The 24969-nt window shown below is 72.7% G+C and carries 27 protein-coding genes; 23 read left to right on the top strand and 4 right to left on the bottom strand.

Going from position 1 to position 24969, the window contains the following annotated elements:
- Positions 1 to 51: 51 nt before the first annotated feature.
- The 20 genes from OO60_RS41935 (at position 52) to OO60_RS41840 (ending at position 19141) form a co-directional block, all read left to right on the top strand.
- Complete coding sequence (locus OO60_RS41935; protein WP_004558674.1) at positions 52 to 921, top strand: branched-chain amino acid ABC transporter permease; 870 nt, start codon at positions 52 to 54, stop codon at positions 919 to 921.
- 8 nt (positions 922 to 929) lie between these two features.
- Positions 930 to 3431: a branched-chain amino acid ABC transporter ATP-binding protein/permease gene (locus OO60_RS41930; RefSeq protein ID WP_004558673.1), complete on the top strand. Its 2502-nt coding sequence runs from the start codon at positions 930 to 932 to the stop codon at positions 3429 to 3431.
- Positions 3431 to 4438, top strand: coding sequence for an acyl-CoA dehydrogenase family protein (locus OO60_RS41925; RefSeq protein ID WP_004558672.1), 1008 nt, complete (start codon positions 3431 to 3433; stop codon positions 4436 to 4438). The genes OO60_RS41930 and OO60_RS41925 overlap by 1 nt, the downstream gene beginning before the upstream one ends.
- 109 nt (positions 4439 to 4547) lie before the next feature.
- Positions 4548 to 5336 carry an enoyl-CoA hydratase/isomerase family protein gene (locus tag OO60_RS41920; protein ID WP_004558671.1) on the top strand — a complete coding sequence of 263 codons (789 nt, stop codon included), beginning with the start codon at positions 4548 to 4550 and terminating at the stop codon, positions 5334 to 5336.
- Positions 5337 to 5339: 3 nt separating this feature from the next.
- Positions 5340 to 5609 carry a Zn-ribbon domain-containing OB-fold protein gene (locus tag OO60_RS41915; protein WP_004558670.1) on the top strand — a complete coding sequence of 90 codons (270 nt, stop codon included), beginning with the start codon at positions 5340 to 5342 and terminating at the stop codon, positions 5607 to 5609.
- The gene (locus OO60_RS41910; protein WP_004558669.1) at positions 5606 to 6739 is read left to right on the top strand and encodes a thiolase family protein; all 1134 of its coding nucleotides are present in this window, start codon (positions 5606 to 5608) and stop codon (positions 6737 to 6739) included. The genes OO60_RS41915 and OO60_RS41910 overlap by 4 nt, the downstream gene beginning before the upstream one ends.
- Positions 6736 to 7923, top strand: a complete 1188-nt coding sequence (locus OO60_RS41905) for an acyl-CoA dehydrogenase family protein (protein ID WP_004558668.1) — start codon at positions 6736 to 6738, stop codon at positions 7921 to 7923. Before OO60_RS41910 ends, OO60_RS41905 begins: the two co-directional genes overlap by 4 nt.
- Entirely contained in the window at positions 7920 to 8813 is an 894-nt protein-coding gene (locus tag OO60_RS41900) for a phosphotransferase family protein (RefSeq protein ID WP_004558667.1), read from the top strand. The genes OO60_RS41905 and OO60_RS41900 overlap by 4 nt, the downstream gene beginning before the upstream one ends.
- Positions 8814 to 8815: 2 nt before the next feature.
- Positions 8816 to 10030, top strand: a complete 1215-nt coding sequence (locus tag OO60_RS41895) for an acyl-CoA dehydrogenase family protein (RefSeq protein WP_033263467.1) — start codon at positions 8816 to 8818, stop codon at positions 10028 to 10030.
- The gene (locus OO60_RS41890) at positions 10027 to 10797 is read left to right on the top strand and encodes an SDR family oxidoreductase (RefSeq protein ID WP_033263466.1); all 771 of its coding nucleotides are present in this window, start codon (positions 10027 to 10029) and stop codon (positions 10795 to 10797) included. The genes OO60_RS41895 and OO60_RS41890 overlap by 4 nt, the downstream gene beginning before the upstream one ends.
- Positions 10797 to 11513, top strand: coding sequence for an SDR family NAD(P)-dependent oxidoreductase (locus OO60_RS41885; protein WP_004558665.1), 717 nt, complete (start codon positions 10797 to 10799; stop codon positions 11511 to 11513). The genes OO60_RS41890 and OO60_RS41885 overlap by 1 nt, the downstream gene beginning before the upstream one ends.
- Positions 11510 to 12244, top strand: coding sequence for an enoyl-CoA hydratase/isomerase family protein (locus tag OO60_RS41880; RefSeq protein WP_004558664.1), 735 nt, complete (start codon positions 11510 to 11512; stop codon positions 12242 to 12244). Before OO60_RS41885 ends, OO60_RS41880 begins: the two co-directional genes overlap by 4 nt.
- A gap of 62 nt (positions 12245 to 12306) precedes the next feature.
- Entirely contained in the window at positions 12307 to 12933 is a 627-nt protein-coding gene (locus tag OO60_RS41875; RefSeq protein WP_004558663.1) for a TetR/AcrR family transcriptional regulator, read from the top strand.
- Between the two features lie 246 nt (positions 12934 to 13179).
- Positions 13180 to 14367, top strand: coding sequence for an ABC transporter substrate-binding protein (locus OO60_RS41870; protein WP_004558662.1), 1188 nt, complete (start codon positions 13180 to 13182; stop codon positions 14365 to 14367).
- Between the two features lie 23 nt (positions 14368 to 14390).
- Complete coding sequence (locus OO60_RS41865; protein ID WP_033263495.1) at positions 14391 to 14744, top strand: hypothetical protein; 354 nt, start codon at positions 14391 to 14393, stop codon at positions 14742 to 14744.
- Entirely contained in the window at positions 14741 to 15988 is a 1248-nt protein-coding gene (locus OO60_RS41860; RefSeq protein WP_033263465.1) for an FAD-binding protein, read from the top strand. Before OO60_RS41865 ends, OO60_RS41860 begins: the two co-directional genes overlap by 4 nt.
- Positions 15981 to 16358 (top strand): hypothetical protein, encoded by a 378-nt coding sequence (locus tag OO60_RS41855; protein ID WP_003083551.1) that lies wholly within the window; start codon positions 15981 to 15983, stop codon positions 16356 to 16358. The genes OO60_RS41860 and OO60_RS41855 overlap by 8 nt, the downstream gene beginning before the upstream one ends.
- Positions 16351 to 16671 carry an EthD family reductase gene (locus OO60_RS41850; protein WP_033263464.1) on the top strand — a complete coding sequence of 107 codons (321 nt, stop codon included), beginning with the start codon at positions 16351 to 16353 and terminating at the stop codon, positions 16669 to 16671. Before OO60_RS41855 ends, OO60_RS41850 begins: the two co-directional genes overlap by 8 nt.
- On the top strand, positions 16668 to 18137 hold the full coding sequence (locus tag OO60_RS41845) for a class I adenylate-forming enzyme family protein (protein WP_003083549.1): 1470 nt from the start codon (positions 16668 to 16670) through the stop codon (positions 18135 to 18137). Before OO60_RS41850 ends, OO60_RS41845 begins: the two co-directional genes overlap by 4 nt.
- Complete coding sequence (locus OO60_RS41840) at positions 18134 to 19141, top strand: MBL fold metallo-hydrolase (RefSeq protein ID WP_003083548.1); 1008 nt, start codon at positions 18134 to 18136, stop codon at positions 19139 to 19141. Before OO60_RS41845 ends, OO60_RS41840 begins: the two co-directional genes overlap by 4 nt.
- Before the next feature lie 41 nt (positions 19142 to 19182).
- On the opposite strand, the gene OO60_RS41835 is transcribed toward OO60_RS41840, so the two are convergent.
- The 3 genes from OO60_RS41835 to OO60_RS41825 are packed head-to-tail and all read right to left on the bottom strand — an operon-like array spanning position 19183 to position 22078.
- Positions 19183 to 19914 (bottom strand): SDR family NAD(P)-dependent oxidoreductase, encoded by a 732-nt coding sequence (locus tag OO60_RS41835; protein WP_003083547.1) that lies wholly within the window; start codon positions 19912 to 19914, stop codon positions 19183 to 19185.
- An 8-nt stretch (positions 19915 to 19922) separates the two neighbouring features.
- Positions 19923 to 20906 carry a phosphotransferase family protein gene (locus OO60_RS41830; RefSeq protein WP_244885661.1) on the bottom strand — a complete coding sequence of 328 codons (984 nt, stop codon included), beginning with the start codon at positions 20904 to 20906 and terminating at the stop codon, positions 19923 to 19925.
- The gene (locus OO60_RS41825; protein WP_033263462.1) at positions 20903 to 22078 is read right to left on the bottom strand and encodes an acyl-CoA dehydrogenase family protein; all 1176 of its coding nucleotides are present in this window, start codon (positions 22076 to 22078) and stop codon (positions 20903 to 20905) included. The genes OO60_RS41830 and OO60_RS41825 overlap by 4 nt, the downstream gene beginning before the upstream one ends.
- A 94-nt stretch (positions 22079 to 22172) precedes the next feature.
- Between OO60_RS41825 and OO60_RS41820 the strand changes: the two genes are divergently transcribed.
- Positions 22173 to 22781 carry a TetR/AcrR family transcriptional regulator gene (locus tag OO60_RS41820; RefSeq protein WP_003083545.1) on the top strand — a complete coding sequence of 203 codons (609 nt, stop codon included), beginning with the start codon at positions 22173 to 22175 and terminating at the stop codon, positions 22779 to 22781.
- A gap of 56 nt (positions 22782 to 22837) precedes the next feature.
- On the opposite strand, the gene OO60_RS41815 is transcribed toward OO60_RS41820, so the two are convergent.
- Complete coding sequence (locus tag OO60_RS41815) at positions 22838 to 23746, bottom strand: SDR family NAD(P)-dependent oxidoreductase (RefSeq protein ID WP_003083544.1); 909 nt, start codon at positions 23744 to 23746, stop codon at positions 22838 to 22840.
- 129 nt (positions 23747 to 23875) lie between these two features.
- On the opposite strand from OO60_RS41815, the gene OO60_RS41810 reads away from it, so the two are divergent.
- Positions 23876 to 24469, top strand: a complete 594-nt coding sequence (locus tag OO60_RS41810; RefSeq protein ID WP_081911320.1) for a TetR/AcrR family transcriptional regulator — start codon at positions 23876 to 23878, stop codon at positions 24467 to 24469.
- On the top strand, positions 24466 to 24969 hold a 504-nt coding region (locus tag OO60_RS41805; protein ID WP_244885660.1), incomplete at its 3' end, for a VOC family protein. The genes OO60_RS41810 and OO60_RS41805, both read left to right, overlap by 4 nt.

Genomic DNA, 24969 nt, shown 5'->3' with positions numbered 1-24969 from the left:
GCTACCGTCACCTGAACTGAGTTCACTTCGTCCTCAAGGGAGAGGGTAGACGTGGATCAATTCCTGCTCGTGCTCGTCAGCGGGATCGCCAGTGGCGCGATCTACGGCCTGATGGGTCTCGGCCTGGTGATCGTCTACCGGGCCACGGACGTCGTGAACTTCGCGCTGGCCAGCCTCGCCACGCTGGGCCTTTACGCCGCGATCACGTTCCACGACAACGGCGCCGCGGTGCTCGTCGGCGTGCTCGGCGCGGTCCTGGTCACGGTCGTCGCCGGGCTGCTCGTCCGCGAGGTGGTGATCCGGCCGCTCGGCCAGGGCCGGCTCTTCGCCGCCCTCGTGGTCACCATGGGCGTCGCCCTCATCGCCGAGAGCGTGATCGGCTCGATCTGGGGCACGCAGCCCAAGTCGTTCCCCAGCATCGTCGACGGCACGGTCCGCGCGGGCGGCGTCGCGATCCCCGCGCAGAGCCTGCTGACCATCGCGGTGGCCGGCGTCGCGATGGGCCTGGTCGCCTTCCTGTTCGGCCGGACCACCACCGGCTCGGCGATGCGCGCGGTCGCGGAGTCCGCCGACACCGCGCAGGTCGTCGGGATCAGCGCGCAGCGGATCGCGCGGCTGGCCTGGGCGCTGGGTCTCGGGCTCGGCGCGCTCGCCGCGTGCCTGTACGCGCCGAAGGTCGGCCTCGCGCCCGCCGTGCTGTCCGCGCCGCTGTTCCGGGCGTTCGCCGGGATCTTCCTCGGCGGGCTGAACAGCATGTACGGCGCGGTCGTCGGCGGCCTGGCCGTCGGGGTGCTGGAGAACCTCGGCGCCAGCTACGTCTCGGCGAGCTTCCGCGACACCTTCGTCTTCACGTTCACCGTCCTCGTGCTGCTGATCCGGCCCCAGGGCCTGTTCGGCACGCGCACCTTCCAACGGGTTTGAGGTACGCCATGACCTTCCTCGGCTCCCGGGTGGCGCGAGCCCTCCTCGGGCCCCTCGCCGCGGTCGCGCTGATCGCGGTGCTGAACTCCGGCGTGGTGCCGCCGTACCAGGCGTATTCGGTGGCGCTGGCCGCCGTCTACACGATCGTCGTGCTCTCGGTCGGCCTGCTGGCCGGCTGGTCCGGTGTCTGGTCGGTCGGGCACCCGGCGTTCTTCGCGCTCGGCGCGTACTTCGCCGCCTACGGCAGCAGCCACGGCTGGTCCCTGGAAACCGTCGTCATCGGGACGGTGGCCGCCAGTGCCCTGCTCGGCGGCTTCCTCGGGTACGCCGGTGCCCGGTTCTCGACGCTCTACATCGCCCTGCTCACCCTGGCGTTCAGCCTGGTGTCCCTCGAAGTGATCAACCGCTGGACCGACGTCACCGGCGGCGACCAGGGCGTCCCGGTGGCGCAACTGGGCACCCTGGCCGGGGTCCTGCCGAGCGGCGGATCGGAGGCGCAGACCCTCGCCGTCGCCGCGGCCGGGGTGTGCCTCGCGGTCGCCGTCCTGGCCAAGGGCTCCGCGCTGCGGATGCGCTTGGTGGCCGCGAAGTCGCACCCGCTGGTCGCCCAGTCGATCGGGATCGCGCCCGAGGCCCAGTCGGCGCTCGCGTTCGCTGTGAGCGCCGCGTTCACCGGGTTCGCCGGCGTGCTGCTGGGCCTGCTGAGCGGGTTCGTCAGCCCCGACCCCTTCTCGCTCAACCTGGGCATCTCGCTCATCGCGTCGTGCGTGCTCGGCGGGGTCGGCAGCGTGCTCGGTGCCGTGGTCGGCGGCGGCTACCTCGCCTGGTCGCCGACGCTCGCCTCGTCGGTGGGGCTGCCGCAGCCGGTGGTCCAGGGCCTGGTCCTGATCGCCGCGCTGATCTTCCTGCCGTCCGGGGTGGTGCCGTCGCTCGGCAAACTCCTCCGGAAGCTGGTCCGGCCGCCGCGCCGCCGTCCGGTGACCGTGCCGGAAGCCGACGTCGTGCGCCGGATGCCCGGCCAGGCGCCGTTGCTGACCTTGACGGACGTTTCGGTGCGCTTCGGCGGGCTGAAGGCCCTCGAAGGCGCGTCGCTCTCGGTCCGCCGGGGCGAGGTCCTCGCCGTGATCGGGCCGAACGGCGCGGGCAAGACCACCCTGATGAACGTCCTTTCCGGACTGATCGGCGGCGGCAAGGTCACCGGCAGCGTGGAGTACGACGGCAAGCAGCTGCTGAGCAGCCGTGCCACCGTCCGGCGGCGGCTCGGGATCGGCCGCACCTTCCAGCACGCCGAGACGTTCGGCGAGCTCACCGTCGCCGAGAACGTCCTGTGCACGCACCGCCGGATCACGCCCCGGCACCGCCGGGTCGCCGACGAGCTGCTCGCCCGCGTCGGCCTGGCCGACGTCGCCGACCGGTACCCGGCCGAGCTGCCGTTCGGGCTGCAGAAACGCCTCGACCTGGCCCGGGCGATGGCCGAGGAGCCCGCGCTGCTCGTCCTCGACGAGCCGTTCGGCGGCCTCGACGCCGACGAGCGCGCGACCGCGGCGCAGCAGATCGAACGCCTGCGGGACGGTGGGGCCGCGGTGCTGGTCATCGACCACGTGCTGGACGACCTGTTCGCCGTGGCCGACCGGGTCGTCGCCTTCGACTTCGGCAAGCCGATCGGGGAGGGCGCACCGGACGAAGTCCTGCGCGACCCTGCCGTGCAGGCGTCCTACCTGGGTACGACGACCGCGCGCGCCGCCCTTCCCGCCCGCGTGGAGGACAGCCCGGTCGTGCTGCGGCTGGCCGGCGTCGAGCACCACTACGGCGGGGTCGCGGCGCTGCGCGGCATCGACCTGGACGTCCACGAAGGCACCGTCCTCGGGGTCGTCGGCGCGAACGGCGCGGGCAAGAGCACCCTCGGGCGCGTCCTGCACGGCTCGCTGCGGCCGTCCGGCGGCACGCGCGAGGCGAGCGACACCGGCGTCCGGACGGTGCGCACCAGCCTGGTCCCGGAAGGCCGGGCCCTGTTCAAAACGCTGTCGCTGCGCGAAAACCTCGAGGTCGCCGCGTACTCCGCGGGGCTCAAGGGCGCGAACCTGCGGGCGAAGCTGGCCGAAACGGCCGAGTGGCTGCCGCCGCGGCTGCGGGACCGCCTTTCGGTCCAGGCCGCCGGGCTCAGCGGTGGCGAGCAGCAGATGCTCGCCATCGCCCGCGCGCTGATGGCCGGACCGGACGTCCTGATCGTGGACGAACCGGCGCTCGGGCTCGCGCCGGCCCTGGTCGACGAGGTGTACGCCCGGCTGGGTGAGCTGGCCGAGGGCGGCCTGACCGTCGTCCTCCTGGAACAGCTGCTGAGCCGGGCGATGGCGACCTGCCACGACGTCGTGGTGCTGCACGAAGGCGCGGTGGCCGCGCACGGCCCGGCCGCCGACCCCGCGTTCGCCGCGCGGGCCGAGTCCGCCTACTTCGGCGGCGAACACGCCGTCGCGCTGGGCGTGCGTGACGTGACGACGCTGGAGGCGTGATGCCGATCGATCCGGCCCTGCTGACCGAAACCCCGGAGCAACGCGAACTCCGGGCCGTGACCAGGGACTTCTTCGCCGCGCACGGGGGTGACTGGAAGCGGATGGCCGCCGAGCTGGGCGTCCAGGGCCTGGCGATCCCCGAGGAGTACGGCGGCGCCGGGTCCTCGTTCGCCGAACTGGCGGTGGTGCTGGAGGAAGCGGGGCGCGCGTTGTGCGCGGGGGAGCTGCTCCCGACCGTCGTCCTGGCCGCGCACACCCTGCAGCTCAGCGGCGACGAGCGTTACCTGCCCGGCATCGCGGACGGCTCCCTGCGGGCCACGGTCGCCTTCGACGGCGACGTCCAAGCCCGCGACGGAACGCTGTCGGGCACGGCGGACTTCGTGCTCGACGGTGCGGACGCGGACCTCGTCATCGTGCGTGCGGGGGACCGGCTGTACGCCTGCGAAGCCGTGTCGAGCACGCCGTTGCGGGTGCTCGACGAAACCCGGCCGCAGGCCCGGCTGGAGTTCCGGGACACGCCCGCCACGCCGATCGGGACCGCGGACGTCGTCCCGCGGGTGCTGGACATCGGCCGGGCCGCGCTCGCCGCCGAACAGCTCGGCGGCATCGGGCACGCCCTCGAGGCCACGGTGTCCTATGTGGAGCAACGACGGCAGTTCGGCCGCCCGATCGGATCGTTCCAGGCGGTCAAGCACCGACTCGCGGCGCTGCTGGTGGAGTACGAGGCCGCGCGCTCGGCCGCGGCGTACGCCATCGCCTGCGTGGCAACCGATTCGCCCGAACTCCCGGTGGCGGCCGCGGCGGCGGCCACGGTGTGCACCGACGCCTACCGCCTGGCGGTCGCCGAATACGTCCAGCTGCACGGCGGAACCGGCTTCACCTGGGAACACCCCGCGCACCGGTACGTCCGGCGCGCCCGCGCGGACGAGGTCCTCTTCGGCACCCCACAGGACCACCGCGCCCGCCTCGCCACGGCCCTGGGGCTCGTGAGTGGTAAGGCGGGTTAGAACCCTCCTTACCACTCACGACAACCCGCACCGCACCTTTCGGTGGGTTGACAGCGGACCCGCCTGCCCTATTCAATCAAACTGAAGTCAGTTCAGTTAGGAGAACGAGATGGCCGTGGAAGACGAGATCCAGTTCGAGCGCGACGGGAACGTGGCGCGGGTCTGGCTGAACCGCCCGTGGAAGAAGAACTGCGTCACCGTGCCGATCCTGGAGCGGCTCGACGAGATCATCACCGAGGTCGACAAGGACCCGGACCTGCGCGTGCTGGTCCTGCGCGGCCGCGGTGGCACGTTCTGCTCCGGCTTCGACCTCGACAGCCTGCAGGCCGAGTACATCGGCAGCTCGACGGCGATGGAGGTGGCCGTCATCTCCGCGAAGATCTGCGACCGCCTGTACTCGATGAACACGCCGTCGGTCGCGGTCCTCGAGGGGTACGTCACCGCCGGTGGCTTCGAGCTGATGATCTCCTGTGACTTCGCGATCGCTTCGGACGACGCCAAGATCGGCGACTTCCACATGCGCCGGGGGCTCTTCGGCGGCGCGGGCCCGATCTACCGCGTGCCGCGGATGATCGGCATCCGCAAGACCAAGGAGCTGATGCTCACCGGCAAGCTGCTGTCCGGTGCCGAGGCGGCCGACTTCGACCTGATCAACAAGTCCGCGCCGGCCGACAAGCTGGACGAGACGGTCGAGGAGTTCATCGGCCACCTCACCGACAAGAGCCCGTTCCAGATGCGCATCACCAAGATGACCATCGACCGCAGCCTCGACGCCGACACGCAGTCGCTGATGGTCATGGAGCACCTCGCGGTGGGCGTGACGCTGAACTCCGACGACGCGGCCGAAGGCGTCGCGGCGTTCCTGGAGAAGCGCGAACCCAAGTGGACGGGGCGCTGAGCGATGACGACCGGGGCCGGCCTGGAGGTGACCCTGCCCGCCGAGGGCACGTTGTGGACGTGGACGGTTCAGCGGTTCGCCCCGAAGTCGCCCCCGTACGTCCCGCCGGCGGACGGGTTCCGGCCGTTCGCCCTCGGGTACGTCGAGCTGGACGGCGGCCCGCGCGTGGCCGCCGTGCTCGACGTACCCGGGACTGTCCACATCGGAATGCGCCTGCGGGTCGAAGCGACCGCCGGTGTCCCGCACGCCAAGCCGGTCGAGGAGGATTCGTGACCGACGTCCTGATCTGCGGGGCCGCCCGCACGGCGTTCGGCCGCTCGGAGCGGTCCGGGCGCGACCACGCCGTCGAGGCGGCGACGGCGGCGCTGGCCGACGCCGGGATCCCGTGGTCCCGGGTCGGGGCCGCGTTCGGCGGCAGCGACGCCGCCGGCCTGGCCGACACCCTGGTCGCCGACCTCGGCCTGACCGGGCTGCCGTTCGTCAACGTCAAGAACGGCTGCGCGACCGGCGGCAGCGCGCTCGTCTCCGCGGTGAACGCGATCCGCGGCGGGATGGCCGACGTCGTCCTCGCCGTCGGCTTCGACAAGCACCCGCGGGGCGCGTTCGACCCGCGTCCCGGGGACTGGGGCCTGGACGACGCCTACGGCCGTGACGGCCTGATGGTGACCACGCAGTTCTTCGGCATGAAGATCCAGCGGTACGCGCACGACTTCGGCATCACGCCGCGGACACTGGCGCTGGTCGCGGAAAAGGCGTACCGCAACGGCAGCCTGACGCCGGAAGCATGGCGCCGCAAAGAGATCAGCGCCGACGAGATCCTCGCCTCGGGCATGGTCAACGACCCGCTGACCCGGTTCATGTTCTGTTCTCCGGGGGAGGGCGCGGCGGCACTGGTCCTGTGCTCTCCTTCGGTCCCCACCCGCGACGCCGTCACGCTGCGCTCGGCGGTCGTGCGGACGCGCCGCCGTGGCTCGTTCGAGGTGTTCAGCCCGCTGCTGGAGGCGGGTGAGCCGACCAGCGTCAGCCGGGACGCGGCCGCGGCGGCGTTCGAGGCGGCGGGCCTCGGGCCGTCCGATGTGGACGTGGCCCAGCTGCAGGACACCGAAAGCGGCGCCGAAGTGATGCACCTGGCCGAATGTGGCTTCTGCGAGGACGGCGAGCAGGAGAAGCTCATCGCTTCGGGTGCTACCGGGATCGGCGGGACGCTGCCGGTCAACACCGACGGCGGCTGCATCGCCAACGGCGAGCCGATCGGCGCGTCCGGGCTGCGGCAGGTCTACGAGGTCGTCCAGCAGCTGCGCGGCCGCGCGGGCGCCCGCCAGGTGCCGGGGCAGCCGCGGATCGGGTTCACCCACGTCTACGGCGCACCCGGGGTCAGCGCGTGCACGGTGCTGGCCCGATGACCGGCCCGGCGGAGTTCCGCGCGGCCGCACGCGCCTGGCTGTCCACTGTGGCCAGTCCACGCACCTCGGCCGCCTGGGGAACCGGCGACGACTCGGTCGCCGTCTTCGACAACTGGACCGAAGAGCAGGAACGCACGCACACCGCGCGAGGTCAGGAGTGGGAACGCACGCGGTTCGACGCGGGCTGGGGAGCACTCAGCCGCGCGCCGTCGTCCGGGGGCCGCGGGCTGCCCGCGTTCTACGAGCAGCTCTACCGGACCGAGGAAGCCGCGTTCGACGTCCCGCGGCGCAGCGAGATCTTCCCGGTCACCCAGCACCTGGTTGCCCCGGCGATCGAAATCTGGGGTACCGAGGAGCAGAAACAGCGCTGGCTGCGGCCGATGCTGCGGACCGACGAACTGGCCTGCCAGCTGTTCTCCGAGACCGAAGCGGGCTCCGATCTCGCCGCCGTCCGGACGAAGGCGGTCCGCCGCGGGGACGGCTGGGTCCTCGACGGCCACAAGGTGTGGACCTCCGGTGCCCGGGTCGCCACCTGGGGGGTCGCGGTCTGCCGGACCGACCCCGAGGCGCCGAAGCACGCCGGGATCACGGTGTTCCTGGTCCGGATGGACGCCCCCGGCGTCACCGTGCGCCCGATCCGGCAGATGACCGGCGGCGCCAGCTTCAACGAGGTCTACCTGGACGGCGTGGTCGTGCCCGACGCCGACCGGCTCGGCCCGGTCGGCCAGGGCTGGAAGGTCACGCTCAGCGTGCTGGCCGCCGAACGCCTCGACTCGGGCTCGCTGGGCCTGGACAACGCCGATCGCGCGATCGAGCTGGCCCGGCACCGGGGCGACCTGTCCGGCGCCGAGCGGCAGCAGACCGCGGACCTGTACGTGCGGACGCTCGTCCAGCGGCTCATCGGCCTGCGCGTCACCGCGGCGCTGGCGGCGGGCCGCGAGCCCGGCGCGGAGGCGTCGGTCGGGAAGCTCTACGCGACCGAAACCCTGCGCCGGACCAGCGACCTCGTGGTCCAGCTGCTCGGGCCGCGCCTGGTCGCCGACACCGGCGAGTGGGGCACGTTCGCCTGGACCGAGCACCTGCTCGGCGCCCCCGGCTACAGCATCGCGGGCGGCTCGGACGAGATCCAGCGGACCATCCTCGCCGAGCGGGTGCTCGGCCTGCCGAAGGAGCCGTCGCGATGAGCCTCGCCGAGCAGGTCCGGGCGCGGCTCGGCGGTGAGCTGGAAGTCCTGCCGGGCGGGCACTCCGGGCTGACCTACACGGTCGCGGGCAAGTACGTGGTCAAGGCCGTGCCGCCGGGGCAGAAACCGTTGGGCCGCAACGACGTCCTGCGACAGGCTCGGGTCTTGCGGGCGCTCGAAGGCTCGGCCGTGCCGGTGCCGCGCGTGATCACGACGGACGAGACGTGGTTCGCCATGGAGTTCGCCGACGGCGAGGCGATCGAGCCCGTCCTCGACGAGCACACCCTGCCTCCGCACCTGTGCCGCACGCGGATGCTGGAAGCAGCCCGGCTGCTGCGTCTCCTGCACGACGCCGGGCCGGTGCCGGGCGAACCGGCCGCCACCGCCGCCGGCGAGCTGGAACGCTGGAGCCGCACGATGCACGCGGTCCCGGCCGAACTGCGGCCGGGCGCCGGGGAACTCCTCCGGCTGCTCGCCGCCGATGTCCCCGCCGACCTGCCGCCGGTGCTCGTGCACGGCGACTTCCGGCTCGGGAACGTCCTGTTCGACGGCGAGCGGGCCACCGCCGTCGTCGACTGGGAGATCTGGAGCACCGGCGATCCCCGCACCGACCTGGGCTGGTTCCTGCTCTTCGCCGACCACCGCAATTTCCCGGCCCTGGGCACCCCGGTGCCCGGCCTGCCGACCGAAGCGGAACTGCTCGACTGCTACGGCCGGGCGTTGCCGGAGATGGCGTGGTTCCGATCCCTGGGCCGGATGAAGATGGCCGCGATCATGGGCCACAACCTGCGACGGCACCGCGAGGGCAAGCACCACGACCCGGACCAGGAACGGCTGCCGCCGACCATCGCCGCGATGATCTCCTCCGCCGCGGACCTTCTGAGGAGCTAGCCATGGACTTCGCGTTTTCCGCCCGCGCCACCGAACTCCAGGAGCGGGTGCGATCCTTTGTGGACACCCAGGTCATCCCGGCCGAGCCGGGGTACGACCGGCAGCTCGCCGAGGCCGCCGACCCGCACGCGCTGCCGCCGGTCATGGCCGAGCTCAAGGAGAAGGCCCGCGCCGAGGGGCTGTGGAACCTGTTCCTGGCCCACGGCGGCTGGGGCGCGGGGCTGACCAACCTCGAATACGCCCCGCTGGCCGAGCTGATGGGCCGGTCGATCATCGGCAACGAGGTCTTCAACTGCTCCGCCCCGGACACCGGCAACATGGAACTCCTGTCCCTCCTCGGCACTGCCGAACAGCAGGACCGGTGGCTGAAGCCGTTGCTGGACGCGCGGATCCGGTCGTGTTTCGCGATGACCGAGCCCGACGTCGCCAGCTCCGACGCCCGCAACATCCGCACCCGCATCACCCGCGACGGCGGCCACTACGTCGTCGACGGCCGCAAGTGGTACACCTCCGGCATCCTCGACCCCGACTGCGCGCTCATCATCCTGATGGGCGTCAGCGACCCGGCCGCGCCGGCCTACCGGCAGCAGAGCATGATCCTGATCCCGCGGGACACCCCCGGCGTCACCGTGCTGCGCGACCTGCCGATGTTCGGCTACACCGACCGCCTCGGCCACGGCGAAGTGCTGTTCGAGAACGTCCGAGTACCCGTGTCGAACCTCCTCGGCGGTGAGGGCGAGGGCTTCGCGCTCGCCCAGGGACGGCTCGGACCCGGCCGCATGCACTACGCGATGCGCGCGGTCGGGTTCGCCGAACGGGCGCTGCAGCTGATGTGCGAGAGGACGCTGTCCCGCGTCGCGTTCGGCGGCCCGCTCGCCGACCAGGGTGTCGTGCGCGAGTGGATCGCCCGCAGCCGGATCGAGATCGAGCAGCTGCGGCTGCTGGTGCTCAAGTCGGCGTGGCTGATGGACACCGTCGGCAACGCCGCCGCCCGCCTGGAGGTCGCCGCGATCAAGGTCGCCGCCCTCGACGTCGCCCACCGGGTCGTCGACCGCGCGGTGCAGGCGCACGGCGCGGCCGGGGTCAGCGACGACACCGTGCTGGCCCGGCTGTTTTCGATCACCCGCGCGCTGAAGATCGCCGACGGCCCCGACGAGGTCCACCTGCGCACGGTCGCCCGGCAGGAACTGGCCCGGTACAAGGAGAAAGCGTCATGAAGGTGCTGGACGGACAGGTCGCGGTGATCACCGGCGGTTCCCGCGGGATCGGGCTCGGCATCGCGAAGGCGTTCCGGGCCGCGGGCGCGCACATCGTCATCGCGGCGCGCAAGGCGGACGGGCTCCGGGACGCCCGGGCCGAGCTCCTGCGCGGCGAAGGCACCGGGGACGTCCTGGACGTCGTCGCCAACGCCGGGGAGCCCGAGCAGGCCCAGCGCTGCGTCGCCGACACCATGGTCCACTTCGGACGCGTCGACGTCCTGGTGAACAACGCGGCCACCAACCCGTACATGGGTGATCTGCTCGAGCTGGACCTGCCGCGCGCGGAGAAGACCGTGCGGGTCAATCAGTACGGCATGATCGCCTGGAGCCGCGCGGCCTGGCACGCCTGGATGAGCGAACACGGCGGAGTCATCGTCAACATCGCCTCGGTCGGCGGCCTGATCGTCGACCCGCAGATCGGCTACTACAACGCCACCAAGGCCGCGATGCTGCTGATGACCCGCCAGCTGGCCTACGAGCTCGGCCCGAAGGTCCGGGTCAACGCGATCGCCCCGGGCGTGATCAAGACCGAGCTGGCGCGCGCGGTCTGGGAGGCGCGCGAGCCCGTCCTCACGGCCAAGCTGCCGCTGCGCCGGCTCGGCACCACCGAGGACGTCGCCAACGCGGCGCTGTTCCTGGCGAGCGCGGCGTCGTCGTGGATGACCGGCCAGGCCCTGGTCCTGGACGGCGGCGCGACCGCCCTCCCGATCGCCGTGGACGCCTGATGTTCTCCCTGGCCGGGAAGACGGCGGTGGTGACCGGGGCCTCTTCGGGCCTGGGCGCGCGGTTCGCGTCGGTGCTGGCTTCGGCGGGAGCGACCGTGTACGCCGCCGCCCGGCGCGCGGACCGGCTGGCCGCCCTCGGGCCCGGGATCCACCCGGTGACCTGCGATGTTTCGGTCGCCGCCGACCGGGAGCGGCTCGCCGGGACCGCGGGCCGCATCGACGTCCTGGTCAACAACGCCGGGGTGCCGGGGGAGCAGCGGGCCGAGAAGGAGAGCGCGGCGGATTTCGCGGACGTCCTGGCGGTGAACCTCGTCGCGCCGTTCCACCTGTCGCAGCTGATGGCCGAGAGCGGCGACGGCGGCAGCATCGTCAACGTCGCCTCGATCCTGGGGCTCGTCTCGGCCGCGCCGCTGGGTGGGGCGAGCTACGCGGCGTCCAAGGCCGGGCTGATCGGGCTCACCCGGGAGCTGGCCGGGCAGTGGGGCGGCGCCGGGATCCGGGTCAACGCGCTCGCGCCGGGCTGGTTCCGCACCGAGATGACCGAAGACCTGTTCGCCGGCGAGCGGTCCCGCCGGTGGGTGGAGCGCAACACGATGCTGAACCGCGGCGGCGACCCCGAGGAACTCGACGGCGCCCTGATCTTCCTCGCCTCCGACGCCTCCTCGTACTACACCGGCCAGGTCATGGTGGTTGACGGCGGCTGGACCGCGCGATGAGCGTGTCGGTGGCCGTCGAGGACGGCGTGGCCCACGTCCGGCTGACCCGCGGCCGGGGCAATCCGATCGGCCTCGCGACCGCGGAGGGCCTCCTGGCCGCGGCCCGGCGCTGCGGGGACGCCGGTGCGGTGCTGCTCACTGCGGCCGGGCCGGCGTTCTGCGTCGGCGGCGACCTGCGGGAGTTCGCGGCGGCCGCCGACCTCGGCGCGCACCTGGACCGGGTCACCGGCGCCCTGCACGAGGCCCTGCGGATCTTCGCCGGGCTCGACGCCCCGGTGGTCGCCGCCGTGCGCGGCGCGGCCGCCGGGGCCGGGCTCGGACTCGTGGGGGCCGCCGACCTCGTGATCGCGGCGGAGGACGCCGGGTTCGTCGCGGCCTACACCCGGATCGGCTACACGCCCGACGCGGGCGTCTCGTGGTCGCTGCCCCGGCTGGTGGGCCCCCGGCCGGCGCTGGACCTGCTGCTCACCAACCGGCGCCTGAGCGCCGCGGAGGCGTGCGCGGCGGGCCTGGTCACGAGCGTCGCGGCGGACCCGGAGGAGACGGCGGCCGCGCTCGCGCGGCGGCTGGCGGGGAACCCGGCCTACGGTGTCACCAAGCGCCTGGTCCGCACCGGGGCGGCGGCGTCCTTCGGCGAGCACCTGGACACCGAAGCGCGGGCCATCGCCGAAGCGGCGATCTCCCCGCAGGGCCGCGACGGCGTCGCCGCCTTCCTCGGCGAGCGGTTGTGACATGAATTCAGGTGAGGACTACGCTCGGGGGTCACAACGTGACGCGCACGAGAGGGCAGGCGATGACGGGGGCGAAGCTCGTGGACCCGGACGAAGGACCCCGGTCCAAGCGTGGCGCCATCCTGGCCGCGGCGATCGAATACTTCGGCGAGGCGGGCTACGAGGCCACCAAGTGGTCGGCCGTGGCCGGCCGCGTCGGGATCGGGCAGACCGCCCTCTACCACTACTTCGAGTCCAAGGCGCACTGCCTGCTGACCATCATGCGGCTGGAGCTGCAGCGCTCGCGCGACCAGTTCGTCGAGGCCACCGAGGGCGAGACCGACCCGGTGGCGGCGCTGCGGGCCGCGGTGCGCGCGGCGTTCGCGGTGTCCGAGGCCGAGATCCTCCAGATGCGGATCCTGCAGAACAACATGGTGCTGCTGGCCGGGCCGCGGGCGTCCAAACGCGAGGAAACCGAGCGCCGTGCCGCGCGGGAACTGGTGCAGAGCATCGAGCGCGACTGGACCCGCCTGCTCACCCAGGGCATGTCCCAGGGCGCGTTCCCGGTGCGCGACGCCCACACCCTGGCGCTGGCCCTGCTGGGCCTGATCATCAGCGTCTGGCGCTGGTACCGCCCGACCGGCTCGACGCCACTGGGCGAGGTGCAGGAGCTCATCGAGGGCTGCTGCCTCCGCATGGTCACCGAATAACCGCACGGCACCGGTAGCCGGGAAACCCCTCGATCCACAAAGGACCGGCCGCCGTGGCCCGGGTCTCGTGAGTGGTAAGGCGGGTTCTAACCCGCCTTACCACTCACGACGGGGTCAGCGGTGGCCGCCGGGTGGCGGGATCTCACCCGCCCGCCGCCCATCCGGATAGTTGCCCGCGTCCCTTGTCCGCCCCGGGACCGGCAGCTAAAGTCAAACTGAACTGAACTCAGGTTGCTAGGAGCAGTCATGCGCCTCCGCTCGACGCCCGTCAAAGTTGCCAGCGTCGCCGCCACCCTGGTTCTCGCCGCCACCGCCTGCGCGAGCGCGAACTCGGCCGGAGCGAACGACAAGGAGATCACGATCGGGGCGTGGTACCCGCTTTCCGGCGCGGTCAGCGCCTCCGGCGTCCCGCAGCGCGCCGGCGCGGACGCCTACTTCAAGATGATCAACGACCGCGGCGGCATCAAGGGCCGCAAGGTCAACTGGATCGTCAAGGACAACGCGTTCGACCCGCAGCAGACCGTCCAGATCGCCCGCGAGCTGATCGGCCAGGACAAGGTCTCCGCCATCGTCGCGGCCAACGGGACGTCGCAGGCCGAAGCCGCGTTCCCGTTCGTGCTGCAGCAGTCGAAGGTGCCGATCCTCAACGAGCTCGGCGGCCTCGACTCCTGGTACAACCCGCCGCGCCCGAACCTGTTCGGCACCCAGACCCTGTACGAGGACCAGGCCGCCGCGCTCGGCGACTGGGTGGCCAAGGACGGCCGCAAGAACGTCGTCGTCGTGCACAGCGACCCGGCCGCCTTCGTCAAAGTCGCCCAAGCCGCGCAGAGCGTGGCCAAGAAGTCCGACCCGGCGATGAACGTCAGCCTGCAGCCGGTGAAATTCCAGTCCACCGACTACAGCCCGGTCGTCAGCCAGGTGAAGGGGAAGGCGCCGGACGCGGTCATCCTGATCCTCGCCTCGCCCGAGGCGGCCGCGTTCATGAAGGAGGCCAAGCTGCAGGGGCTCGCCGCCCCGACCTACAGCTACGCGCCGGTCGCCGCGCAGTCCACGCTCACCCTGGCCGGCCCCGCCGCCGAGGGCGCCCGTGCCGTGCAGCTGGTCAAGTCGCCCAACGACACCGACCCGGCCGTGCAGGAGTTCCGGGACGCCATGGCGAAGTACGAACCCGGCCAGCCCGCCGACTTCATCGCCCTCTGGGGCTGGGCCGGCGCCAAGGTCTTCAGCCAGATCGCGCAGACCGTCGAGGGACCGGTGACCGCCGGGTCACTGGCGAAAGCCTACGAACAGGCGAAGAATATCGATCCCGGCGTCGCGCCGGTGATGAACTTCGGCCCGGACCGGCACATCGGCACGCGGGACGTGCAGCGGGTCGTCGTCAAGAGCGGCAAGTGGACTTCCGAAGGGGACTTCTACACCCCGCCCGCCCGCTGAACCACACTCGAGGGAGAGTGACCGTGGCGTTGCGAGAATATCTGTCCCGGATGGACGAGGACCCGGCGAAGGCCCTGGAACTCATGGAACCGGACCTGCGCTTCCTGATCGCGCTGCCCTCCGGTGACGTCGCCGGAAAGTCCAAAGCGGACTTCGCGGCCTATATCGAGGGCCGCAACCCGGTGGACCGGGTGCACGAAGTCCTCCGCTACTGCGCGGACGGCGACACCGAAATGGTCTACGGCGTCGTCACCGAAGCGGGTGAACCCGTCGGCGCCTTCCACTCGGCCGCCGTCGTCTCGCCGAACGGCCTGCTGGCCCGGTACCAGGCGTTCTTCAGCACGACGTTCGCGCTGATCGACTGGCCGAGCCGATGACCGGGGACTTCGACGTCGTCGTCCTCGGCGCCGGGCTCGCCGGGCTGTCGGCGGCCGTCACGGCGGCCACCGCCGGCGCGCGCACCCTGGTCGTGGAACGCGCGCCGGTGATCGGCGGCTCCGCGGCGATCTCCGGCGGGTACGTCTGGGCCATCGAGGACGAAGCTGCCCTGCGCCGGGAGGACCCCGGCCCGTACCAGCGCCACGGCATGCTGGTCGTCGACGGCTACCACGACGCGATCGCGTGGCTGTCGTCGTTCGCGCCGCCGCTCACCGGCGTCGAACGAGCGCTGGCCGGGCGCGGGCACCAGTTCGACCTGCCGGTCCTGCTCGCCCACCTGACCCGGACGCTGACCGCGGCCGGCGGCCAGGTCGTCGTCGACACGCAGACCGACCGGCTGACCCGGGACGGCGGCGGGTACCTGCTCGAACTCACGACCCCGGCCGGGCCGCGGCGGAGCACCACGCGGTCCGTCGTGCTCGCGACCGGCGGCCGCCAGGCCGACCCGGCCGTCCGGGCCGCGCTGGTCGGCGGCGGGTTCGTCCCGCCGCTGCGCGGCAACCCGTGGTCCCGCGGCACCGGCGCGGCCCTCGCGGCCGGGCTCGGCGCGTCGGTCAACACCGCGAACACCGGCTTCTACGGCCACCTGTTCGCCGACGGCGTCGAACCGCTCAGCCCGGTCGACTACATCGCCTTCGCGCTCTACCACAGCGACCACGGCGTCCTGCTCAACCCGGACGGCCACCGGTTCACCGACGAGACCCGCGGCGACCACAACAACGCCATGGCACTGGCCGCCCGCGGCGGCCGCGGCCTGCTGCTGTGGTCCGAAGCCGTCCAGCACGCGGCCGCCGCCGCCCCGTTCGTCCCCGGCAGCCCGTGCCTCGACCGCTGGGCGTTCTCCCGCGACCGCGGCGGCCGCGTCGGCGTCGCGGAGAGCGCCGACGCGCTACCCGTGCAGCTGGACGCCGAAGCCCGCACCCGCCTCGGCGACGGCCGCGTCTTCCACGCCGACGTCGTCCCGGCCATCACGTTCACCTTCGGCGGCGTCGAAGCCGGCCCCGACGGCACCGCCCTCGACCCCGCCGGCGCCCCGATCGACGGCCTCTACCCGGCCGGCGCCGACCTGTCCGATGTGTATAACGAGGGTTACGGCGGTGGTCTCTGCCTCGCTGTCGTGTCCGGCCGCCGGGCCGGCCGGCTGGCGGCCCTCCGAACCGGCAAGGAGGCCCAGCGTGTCTGACGCGCCGTTCCTGACCAAGTGGTTCGAGATCATGGACAGCGACACGCCGTCGCGGATCCTGGACCTGATCGACGACGGCTTCACGTTCTCCATCCTGTTCTCCACCGACGGCCGGGCAACCGACTTCGCGGGTGGCCGCGAGGCGATGGAGGGCTACCTCGCCCAGCGCGAGAAGGGCACGCTCACCCACCACCCCCTTGCCGTGAGCTCGGCCGGGCGCGCCGAGTTCTACCTCGGTGAGGTTCGCCGCGGCGGGGAAGTCGTCGCCAACTACGTGGCCGCGGGCCAGGTCGGCGCGTCCGGCCGGCTGGAACGCCTGATCATCGGCCGCTCGCCCGGCGTCCGGTTCGACGGAGGTGCCGATGTTTAACCTGGTGCTGCTGGCCGCCAAGCCGCCGGACTGGACCCACGAGCGGTTCATCACCTGGTGGCGGACCGACCACGCCGAGCTCACCTACCGGCTGCCGGGCCTGCGCTCGTGGCGCCACACCGAGGTCGAGGCGGCACTGGAGCCGCGTTCGGAAGGCTGGGACGGCGTCTCGATCCTCGGCTTCGACACCGAGGAGGACCTCCGCACGGCCCTCGCCAGCCAGGAATGGGCGGCCGCCGTCGCCCAGGTCGGCGACATGCGCGGCCGCCGGATCGCCGTCCTCGGCACCGAACGGGAGATGTTCGCCGGATGAAGGACGCCGTCCAGGATTTCCGCCACCGCGCCGAGCGGGCCGACTTCGTCGCCGTCATCGACGACGAAGGCCGGCACACCGCGCGCGAACTGCTGGCCCGCGCCGAAGTCCTCGCCGACGTGCTCGGCCCGCGCGCCACCGCGCTGGTCCAGGCCGACAACTCGTGGCGGACGGTCGTCGCGGCGCTCGCCACCGGCCTGACCGGCGGGGTCCTCGCCGTGGTCAACCGGCACACCACCCGCGCCGAGTTCGCCGCCGCGTGCGAGGACATCCGGCCGGACGTCGTCGTCGCCGAACCGTCCGCCATGGCCGAATGGGACGTCGCCACCGTGCGGCCCGGCGGCACCCGGCCCGCCCTCGACAGTTGGTCCGCGGTGTCGGGTGCGGGCCGCGAGGACCCGGCGCGGTGGGACGGCGGCGTCTTCATCGGCCTGACCTCGGGTTCGACGGGACGGGCGAAGGGCGTGGTGCAGTCCGAGGAGGCCCTGCGGTACGCCTGCGCCTGCACGATCGAGATCAACGGGCTCCGGCCCGGCGACGCCGTCGCGGCGATCGTGCCGCTGTCGTCCACCGCGGCGTTCTGCTTCGGCGTCCACTGCGCGCTGCTGCTCGGCGGCCCGCTGGTCCTGACGGCGAAGTGGGACCCGCCGTCCGTCGTCACCCGGCTGGCCGAGACCGGCGCCCGCTGGACAATGTGCGTCCCGACGATGGCGCTGCAGCTGGCGGCCGCGGGCGCGGTGCCGGGCCTGCGGTCGATCACGGTGGGCGGCGGGCCGATGGACCGCGTCGCCCTCGAACGCGCGGAAACCGCGCTGGGCACCAGGATCCTGCGCGTCTTCGGGATGTCCGAATGCCTCGGGCACACCTCGCCGTCGCCGTCGGAGCCCGCCGACGTCCGGCTCGGCCACGACGGGCGGCCGTTCCCCGGGACGGAACTGCGGGCCGTCTCCGCCGAAGGCGCCGTGCTCGGGCCCGGGGAGACCGGCCGCGCGCAGGTGCGCGGGCCGTCGCTGTTCCTCGGCTACGCCCGCGGCGGCCGCGTCGAACCGCCGGAGCTGACCGGGGACGGGTTCTTCCCGACCGGCGACCTCATCGTGTCCGATGTGGACGGACTGGTGACGATCATGGGCCGGGAGAAGGACGTCATCATCCGCGGCGGCCGCAACCTCGACGTCACCGAGATCGAGCGCGCGGTCGCCGGCTACGAGCGGCTGGCGCAGGCGTGCGTGGTGCCGGTCCGCGACGACGTCCTCGGGGAACGGGTGGCGCTGCTCGCCGTCCCGCGCGGCGACGCGCCCGTCGAGCTCGGCGACGTCACCGGCTACCTGCGCGACGCCGGGCTGGCCAAGACCAAGTGGCCGGAGTTCGTGTACCTGGTGGACGCGCTGCCGCAGACGAAGGTCGGCAAACTCGACCGCGCGGGCGCGCGCGAGCTCGCCGAGGGCCTGCACACGGGGGTTTCGTGAGCCTCGACCGCGGCCGGTGGGCCACCGGCGGCCCGGAGCCGGTGGCGCCCGGCGTCCACCGGATCCCGCTGCCGCTGCCGAACGACGGCCTGCGGGCGATCAACGTCTACCTGCTGGAGGAGCCGGACGGGCTGGTCCTGATCGACGCGGGCTGGTCGATCCCGGAGTCCCTGGCGGTGCTCGCGGACGCACTGGCCGGGCTGGGGCACCGGCTCGAGCGGGTCACCGACGTCTACGTCACCCACAGCCACCGCGACCACTACACGCAGGCCGTCGAGCTCCGCCGCCGGTTCGGGACGCGGGTGCACCTGGGCGCGGGGGAGCGGCCGGGGCTGGAGCTGCTGCTTTCCCTCCGCACCGACGTCCCGGTGACGTCGCTGGACGTCCTCCGCCGCGGCGGCGCGCCGGACCTGGCCGCGCGGATGGCGCAGGGGTACGGCGAGTTCGACCCGTCCGGCTGGGAGCCGCCGGACCGCTGGCTCGACGCGGGCACGGTGCCCCTCCGGCACCCCCTGCGGGTGATCCCGACGCCCGGCCACACCCGCGGGCACGTGGTGTACCGCGACGAATCCCGCGGCCTGCTGTTCTCCGGCGACCACGTGCTGCCGCACATCACGCCGTCGATCGGCTTCGAGCTGGGCGAGCCGGGCCTGCCCCTCGGCGACTACCTGGGTTCGCTGGAGCTGATGACGACGTTCCCGGACACGCGGCTGCTGCCCGCGCACGGCCCGGTGGCGGCGAGCACGCACGCGCGCGCGGCGGAGCTCCTGGACCACCACGACAAGCGCCTCGCTGAGACGGAGGCCGCCCTCGGCGCGGGCGCCCGGACGGGTGTCGCCGTGGCCGGCCTCCTGACGTGGACGAGACGGGCGGTCGCGTTCGGCGACCTGAACGACTTCAACCGGATGCTGGCGGTGAACGAGACAGTGGCGCACCTCGACGTCCTGGTGGCCCGCGGCCGGGCCACGGTGTCCGAAGCAGACGGTGTGGCCCAGTACTCGTGAGTGGTAAGGCGAGTTCTAACTCGCCTCACCACTCACGAGGGTCAGCGGGCGGTCCAGCCGCCGTCCACGTACAGTTCCGAGCCCGTCACGAAGCTCGCGTCCTCCGACGCCAGGAACGCCACCGCGCCCGCCACTTCGTCCGTGCGGCCGAGGCGGCCGAGCGGGGTGCCGTCCACCATCGCCGTGTGGCGGGGCGTGCCCTCCTCCCAGAGCTTCCGGGACAACGGCGTCTCGATGAAGCCGGGGTGGACCGAGTTGACGCGCACCCCGCGCCTGCCCCAGTGCAACGCCGCGTTCTTGGTCATCAGCCGGACCGCGCCCTTCGCCGCGTGGTAGGAGAAGTGGGTGCCGAACCCGCCGACCGTGCCGAAGATCGACGCGATGTTGACGATCGAGCCGCCGCCCGCGCGTTCGATCGCCGCGCCCGCGTGCTTCATGCCCAGCCAGACCCCGCGCTGGCTGACGGCGATCACCTTTTCCCAGCCCGCCAGGGTTTCCGTCTCGACCGTCGCCGGTTCGCCGATGCCCGCGTTGTTCACCAGGATCGTCAGCCCGTCCAGCTCCGCGACTGCCGACTGCCAGGCCGCTTCCGACGTGACGTCGAGCGGGAGGGCGAGCGCATCGGGCAGGTCGGCCGCCAGGGCCTCACACCTCGCAGCGTCGACGTCGGTGACGACGACCCGCGCGCCTTCGCCGGCCAGCCGGCGCGTGATCGCCTCGCCGATACCGCCCGTCGCGCCGGTGACGAGCGCGAGTTTTCCCGGCAACCGCATGGATCCTCCTAGGTGAGCAGGTCGAGGCCGGCTTCGACCAGCCGCGGCACGGCCGGCCCGACGTCGTCGTAGCCGTCGCCGACGGACTGCCCGGCCCGGTGGCGGGCGTGGATGCCTTCGGCGATGACGGCGAGCTTGAACCAGCCGAGAGCCTGGTAGAACGGCAGTTCGGCGAGGTCGCGGCCGCTGCGCCGGGCGTACTCCCCGGCGAGGTCCGCCGCGGCGGGGAACCCGGGGTGCGCGGTCGGGACGTGCCGGACGCCGAGCACGGGCGCCACCCGCGGGTCCCAGTACACGAGCAGCAGGCCGAGGTCGGTGAGCGGATCGCCGAGGGCGGCCAGCTCCCAGTCGACGATCGCCGCGATCCCCGCGTCCGGGCCGAGGATCGTGTTGTCCCAGCGGTAGTCGCCGTGCACCAGCGCGGCCCCGCTCTCTGCGGGCGCCGCCTTGACGAGCCGCCCGTGCAGCTCGTCTATTGTGGACAGCTCGCGCGTCGCGACCCGGTCCCACTGGCCGCGCCACCGCCGGAGCTGGCGGCCGAGGAATCCTTCGGGGCGCCCGAACTCGCCGAGGCCGATCTCCGCGGGGACGAGGGCGTGCAGCTTCACCAGCTCGCCGACGAGCGCGCTCGCGTACCGGCCGAAGTCGACGTCCGGCAGGGCGGCGCCGTCGCGCAGCACCGGTCCGTCCACATGTGACACGACGGTGAAGGGTGCCCCGAGTACCGAAGGGTCCGTGCACGAGACGACGGTGCGGGGGACCGGGACGCCGGTCGGCCCGAGCGCGGCCATCACCCGGAACTCGCGGCCGACGTCGTGCGCGGTCGGCGTGAGCGGCCCGAGCGGCGGGCGGCGCACCACCCAGCGGTGGGTCCCGTCGGTGACGGCGTAGGTGAGGTTGGACCGGCCGCCGTGGATCAGCTCGGCCTGCAGCCGGCCGCCGAACCCGGGGACCTCGCGCTCGAAGTAGCGCCGCAGGGCGTCGGTGTTCACCGGAGCGCCGCGCGCGCCTTGACCGCCCGCCTGGCGATCGCCCACCGGTGCGTCTCCGACGGGCCGTCGTAGATCCGGAACGGCCGGACTTCCCGGTACAGCCGGGAAAGCGGGGCGTCCGCGGAAACCCCGAGTGCGCCGCAGATCTGCACCGCGCGGTCGACCACCCGGTGCACGGCCTCGGCGGCGAACGTCTTGGCGATCGACGTGTGCTGCGCGCCGGGACGTCCCTCGTCGAGCTCCGTGCAGGCCCGCCACACCAGCGCGCGAGCCGCCTCGATGTCGATCTCGGAGTCGGCGATCAGCTGCTGCACCATGCCGAGCTCGGCGAGCGGGCGCCCGAACGCGGACCGGCTCGCGGCGCGGTCGAGGGCGACGTCCTGCGCCCGGCGCGCGATCCCCAGCCACCGCATGCAGTGCGTCAGCCGCGCGGGCCCGAGCCGGACCTGGGCGTAGTCGAAGCCGCGGTCGACCTCGCCGAGCACGGCGTCGTCGCCGACCTCGCAGGCGTGGAAGGCGATTTCGCTGTGGCCGCCGAACAGTCCCTCGTCGAGGGTGGCGATGTTCCGGACGATCTCCATCCCCGGGTTGCCGGCGTCGACGAGGAACATCGTCGCGCCGCCCGGGTCGCCGGGTGCGCCGCTCGTGCGGGCCATGCAGATCGCGAACGCCGCCCCGTCGGCGCCGCTGATGAACCACTTCCGGCCGTCGATCCGCCAGCCGCCGGGTACCCGGGTCGCCGTCGTGGCCAGCGCGCGCGGATCCGAGCCGGCGCCCGGGGCCGGCTCGGTCATGGCGAAACAGGACCGCACGTCCCCGGCGGCGAGCGGGGCGAGGTACCGGCGCCGCTGGCGGTCGTCGGCGACCTTGGCCAGCAGGTGCATGTTCCCCTCGTCGGGCGCGGCGATGTTCAGCGCGAGCGGCCCGAGCAGCGAGTACCCGGCGGCCTCGAACACCACGGCCTGGCCACGCAGGTCGAGGCCGGCGCCACCCCATTCCGGCGCGACGTGCGGGGCGAAGATCCCGGCGTCGCGCGCGGCCTGCTGCAACCGCCGCCGGAGGTCTTCCGGCCCGTCGTGCAGCACGCCGTCGCAGGCATACTCCGCGGGGAGCACGGTCTCCCGGACGAAACCGCGGACGCACTCGGCGAGCTCGTCGACACTGATCGGCACCGGCGCCTCCTCTGGCTAATGACTGTTAGCCATAAGACCGCGGGGTTTGATCCGAAGTCAAGACAATGTGGCTAATCAGCGCTAGCCTGACGGCATGAAGGTGGAACGCCCCCATCGCCCCGGCGACGTCACGGCCGGCCTCCCGGCCGACCGCGCCGCGGCCATCCGCCTGGCGGCCCTGCGGCTGTTCGCCGCCCAGGGCTACCGGGCGACGACGATGGCCGACATCGGCGCGGCGGTCGGCATCCGCGGGCCCAGCCTGTACAAGCACGTGTCGGGAAAGCAGGTACTGCTGGCGGAGATCATGCTCGGCACGATGGACACCCTCCTGGCCATGCACGCCGAAGCGGTCGACGGCGTGACGGACGTGACGGAACGCCTCCGCCGCGCGGCCGAGGCGCACGTCCGCTACCACGCCCGGCATCGCTTGGAGGCGTTCGTGGGCAACCGCGAGATCGGCAGCCTCGACCAACCGGACCGGGTCCTCCGCCGGCGCAGCGCGTACGAGCGCGGGTTCCGCGAGCTGATCGAGCGCGGCGTGGCGGAGGGCGTGTTCACCGTCCGGTCGGCCCGGCTGGCGTCGTACTCGATCCTGGACATGGGCATGGGCGTGTCGAACTGGTTCCACGACAGCGGCGAGTTTTCGGTCGACCAGCTGGCGTACCAGTACGGCGACCTGGCGCTGCGGATCGTCGGACGCTAGGGCAGCGCCGACCCCGGTGAAGGCCGTGTTCACCGGCTGGCGCCAGAAACGATCCGTCAGCCGACCGGGAACTTCACCGCGGTCAGCTCCTCCGAAACCGCCCAGAGCCGTCGCTGCACCGCGGCGTCGTAAGACTGCGCGCTGGACGCGACCACCTGCGGGCGCCCCCGGTAGCCACCCGGGCCGGCCGGGCCGTAGTACTGGCCGCCAAGCGCCGCCGGGTCCGTGGCCGCGCGCAGGATCGGGAGTGCGCCGCGCTCCGAGCTCTGGGTGAACAGCGGGGCCACCACGGGGAACAGCGCACGGGCCACCGCCGGGGAGTTCCTCATCAGCTCCGTGCGGGCCACGCCGGGGTGGGCGGCGATCGATGCCGTCGTGCCGTGCGGGGCGAGGCGGCGCTGCAGTTCGTAGGCGAACATCAAGTTGGCCAGCTTGGCCTGCCCGTACGCCGCGACGCGGTCGTAGGAGTTCTCCCACTGCAGGTCGTCGAAGTGGATCGCCGCGCGGATGCGGTGGGCGATGCTGGTGACCGTCACCACCCGGGAGCCCTCGACCGGCAGCAGCAGGTCCAGCAGCAGGCCGGTGAACGCGAAGTGCCCGAGGTGGTTCGTGCCGAACTGCAGCTCGAAGCCGTCGCGGGTGGTCTGGCGCGGCGGGTACATCACGCCGGCGTTGTTGACCAGCAGGTCGACCTTCGGCAGCGTGGCGTGCAGGTCGGCCGCCGCGGACCGGACGGACTCCAGCGACGACAGGTCCAGCTCCTGCACGGTCACGTCGGCGTTCGCGCCCAGCCGTGCGGCCGCCTGCTTGCCCTTGCCGACGTCGCGGACGGCGAGCACCACCGTCGCGCCGCGCTCGGCCAGCACCTTCGCCGTGTCGAAGCCGAGGCCGGTGTTGGCGCCGGTGATCACGGCCACGCGGCCGCGCTGGCTCGGGACGTCGCGCTCGGTCCAGTTCTCGCTCATGGCAGTCCTCCTGGGTCACGGCCCTTTCGGACCGCCGGTCTGTTATGCCTCCGACGTTAAGGAACCGTCGGTCTGCTGTCAAGAGACTGCCGGTCTCCAATCTGGCGGCGGGGGCGTTACGCTGGTCTCATGACGTTCCAGCGGGCGCGCAGCGCGGAGCAGCGGGAGGAGCGGCGCCGCACGATCCTCGACACGGCGCTGAAGATGCTCGACGAGATGCCGGTGGCCGAGGTGAGCCTCAACGAGCTCAGCCGCCGGGTCGGGCTGGCCAAGTCGAACGTCCTGCGCTACTTCGAATCCCGCGAGGCCGTGCTGCTGGAGCTGCTGGACCGCGCGCTGCGGGACTGGCTGGCCGAGGTCGCCGAGGAACTGGCCGCGGGGGTCGACCCGGACCGCACGGCACCGGAGCGGGCCGAGGCGTTCGCGGCGGTGGTCGCCCGCTCCCTGGCCCGCCGCACGGTGTTGTGCGACCTCATCGGCGCGCAGGCGGCCGTCCTGGAGCACAACGTGTCCACCGACGTCGTCGTGCGGTTCAAGCGGTCGGCGGTCGGCGGTCTGGAGACGATGGCCGAGTTCCTCCACCGCGCGGTGCCGGAAGTCGGCGGTGAGGCGACGTCGGTGTGCCTGCTGGCCATGATCCTGACCGGCGGGCTGTGGACGCACAGCCGCCCGTCACCCAGTGCCCAGGCGGCCTACGCGGCGGATCCGGCGCTATGGACATGAAGCTCGAAGTCGTCGTCCTGCCCGTCACCGACGTCGACCGCACCAAGCACTTCTACAAGACCCTCGGCTGGCGCGAAGACGCCGACCTCACCTTCGCCACCTCCCGCGTCGTGCAGCTGACCCCGCCCGGATCGGCCACCTCGATCCACTTCGGGTCCGGCATCACCGACGCCACCCCGGGGTCGGTGCGGGGCACCTACCTGGTCGTCGACGACATCGACGCCGCCCGCAAGGAGCTCGCCGGGTTCGGCGTGGAGGTCAGCGAGGTGTTCCACCGCGACCAGACCGGCGCGTTCGCCCCGGGTGTGCACCCCGACCACGGCACCTACGGGTCGTTCGCGTCCTTCAGCGACCCCGACGGCAACACCTGGCTGCTGCAGGAGATCACCACTCGTTTCCCTGGCCGCGTGACCGGCGCCACCTACGGCTCGACGCAGCAGCTGGAGCAAGCCCTGCGCGACGCCGCGGCCGCCCACGGCGAACACGAAAAGGAAACCGGG

Origin of the sequence: Amycolatopsis vancoresmycina, assembly GCF_000716785.1 — a bacterium.
Lineage (GTDB): Bacteria > Actinomycetota > Actinomycetes > Mycobacteriales > Pseudonocardiaceae > Amycolatopsis > Amycolatopsis vancoresmycina.
The sequence above is the reverse complement of the archived record's forward strand: the minus strand, read 5'-3'. Positions and strand labels throughout refer to the sequence as shown.